The sequence below is a fragment of the Stenotrophomonas sp. 112478_Sma genome (assembly GCF_056479905.1).
The window spans coordinates 357,501-360,000 of record NZ_CM151072.1 but is presented as its reverse complement, the minus strand read 5'-3'; the positions used below and the strand labels follow the sequence as shown (position 1 = coordinate 360,000).

Annotated in this window: 1 rRNA gene (running past one end of the window); it reads right to left on the bottom strand. The window is 53.7% G+C overall.

Annotated features, from left to right (window positions below):
- Window positions 1-75: 75 nt before the first annotated feature.
- A 23S ribosomal RNA gene (locus ACZK08_RS01620) occupies window positions 76-2,500 on the bottom strand (it continues 456 nt past the right edge of the window).

Below are 2,500 nucleotides of genomic sequence, written 5' to 3'. Positions count from 1 at the left end.
CATAGTTCTTGTGACGTAGCGTGCACTTGGATGCTCTTACGACGTTGTCGTAAAGCCAAGGCAACTTGAGGTTATATGGTCAAGCCGCACGGATCATTAGTATCAGTTAGCTCAATACATTGCTGTACTTACACACCTGACCTATCAACCACGTAGTCTACATGGTTCCTTCAGGGGGCTTGTGCCCCGGGAGATCTCATCTTGAGGCGCGCTTCCCGCTTAGATGCTTTCAGCGGTTATCGCTTCCGAACATAGCTACCCGGCAATGCCACTGGCGTGACAACCGGAACACCAGAGGTTCGTCCACTCCGGTCCTCTCGTACTAGGAGCAGCCCCTCTCAAATCTCCAACGCCCATGGCAGATAGGGACCGAACTGTCTCACGACGTTCTGAACCCAGCTCGCGTACCACTTTAAATGGCGAACAGCCATACCCTTGGGACCGACTACAGCCCCAGGATGTGATGAGCCGACATCGAGGTGCCAAACACCGCCGTCGATATGAACTCTTGGGCGGTATCAGCCTGTTATCCCCGGAGTACCTTTTATCCGTTGAGCGATGGCCCTTCCATACAGAACCACCGGATCACTAAGTCCTAGTTTCCTACCTGCTTGATCCGTCGATCTTGCAGTCAAGCACGCTTATGCCTTTGCACACAGTGCGCGATGTCCGACCGCGCTGAGCGTACCTTCGAGCTCCTCCGTTACTCTTTAGGAGGAGACCGCCCCAGTCAAACTACCCACCATACACGGTCCCCGACCCAGATAATGGGCCCAGGTTAGAACGTCAAGCACGACAGGGTGGTATTTCAAGGATGGCTCCACCACAGCTAGCGCCATGGTTTCATAGCCTCCCACCTATCCTACACAGACGAACTCAACGTTCAGTGTAAAGCTATAGTAAAGGTTCACGGGGTCTTTCCGTCTTGCCACGGGAACGCTGCATCTTCACAGCGATTTCAATTTCACTGAGTCTCGGGTGGAGACAGCGCCGCTGTCGTTACGCCATTCGTGCAGGTCGGAACTTACCCGACAAGGAATTTCGCTACCTTAGGACCGTTATAGTTACGGCCGCCGTTTACTGGGGCTTCGATCAAGAGCTTCGCCTTGCGGCTGACCCCATCAATTAACCTTCCAGCACCGGGCAGGCGTCACACCCTATACGTCCACTTTCGTGTTTGCAGAGTGCTGTGTTTTTGATAAACAGTCGCAGCGGCCTGGTTACTGCGACCCTCTTCAGCTATAGCTCGCACGAGCCACCAAAAAGGGTGCACCTTCTCCCGAAGTTACGGTGCCATGTTGCCTAGTTCCTTCACCCGAGTTCTCTCAAGCGCCTGAGAATTCTCATCCTACCCACCTGTGTCGGTTTACGGTACGGTCTGCGTAAGCTGAAGCTTAGGAGCTTTTCCTGGAAGCGTGGTATCAGTGACTTCGTCTTAAAGACTCGTCTCGGTGCTCGGTCTTAAAGGATCCCGGATTTGCCAAAGATCCAAACCTACCGCCTTTCCCCGGGACAACCAACGCCCGGTACACCTAACCTTCTCCGTCCCTCCATCGCACTTACGCGAGGTGCAGGAATATTAACCTGCTTCCCATCGACTACGACTTTCGTCCTCGCCTTAGGGGCCGACTCACCCTGCGCCGATTAACGTTGCGCAAGGAAACCTTGGGCTTTCGGCGTGCGGGTTTTTCACCCGCATTATCGTTACTCATGTCAGCATTCGCACTTCCGATACCTCCAGCGGACTTCTCAATCCACCTTCGCAGGCTTACGGAACGCTCCTCTACCGCGCATAACAAAGTTATGCACCCCAAGCTTCGGTTCAGTGCTTAGCCCCGTTAAATCTTCCCCGCAGACCGACTCGACCAGTGAGCTATTACGCTTTCTTTAAAGGGTGGCTGCTTCTAAGCCAACCTCCTGGCTGTCTGTGCCTTTCCACATGGTTTTCCACTTAGCACTGAATTTGGGACCTTAGCTGTGGGTCTGGGTTGTTTCCCTTTTCACGACGGACGTTAGCACCCGCCGTGTGTCTCCCATACAGTCCGTCTCGGTATTCGGAGTTTGCAATGGTTTGGTAAGTCGCGATGACCCCCTAGCCATAACAGTGCTCTACCCCCGAGAGGATACATATGAGGCGCTACCTAAATAGCTTTCGAGGAGAACCAGCTATCTCCGGGTTCGATTAGCTTTTCACTCCTAATCACACCTCATCCCCTACCTTTGCAACGGGAGTGGGTTCGGGCCTCCAGTGCGTGTTACCGCACCTTCACCCTGGGCATGACTAGATCACCCGGTTTCGGGTCTACTGCCCGCGACTATGCGCCCTTATCAGACTCGGTTTCCCTTCGCCTCCCCTATACGGTTAAGCTTGCCACGAACAGTAAGTCGCTGACCCATTATACAAAAGGTACGCAGTCACTCCTTGCGGAGCTCCTACTGCTTGTACGCACACGGTTTCAGGTTCTATTTCACTCCCCTCTCCGGGGTTCTTTTCGCCTTT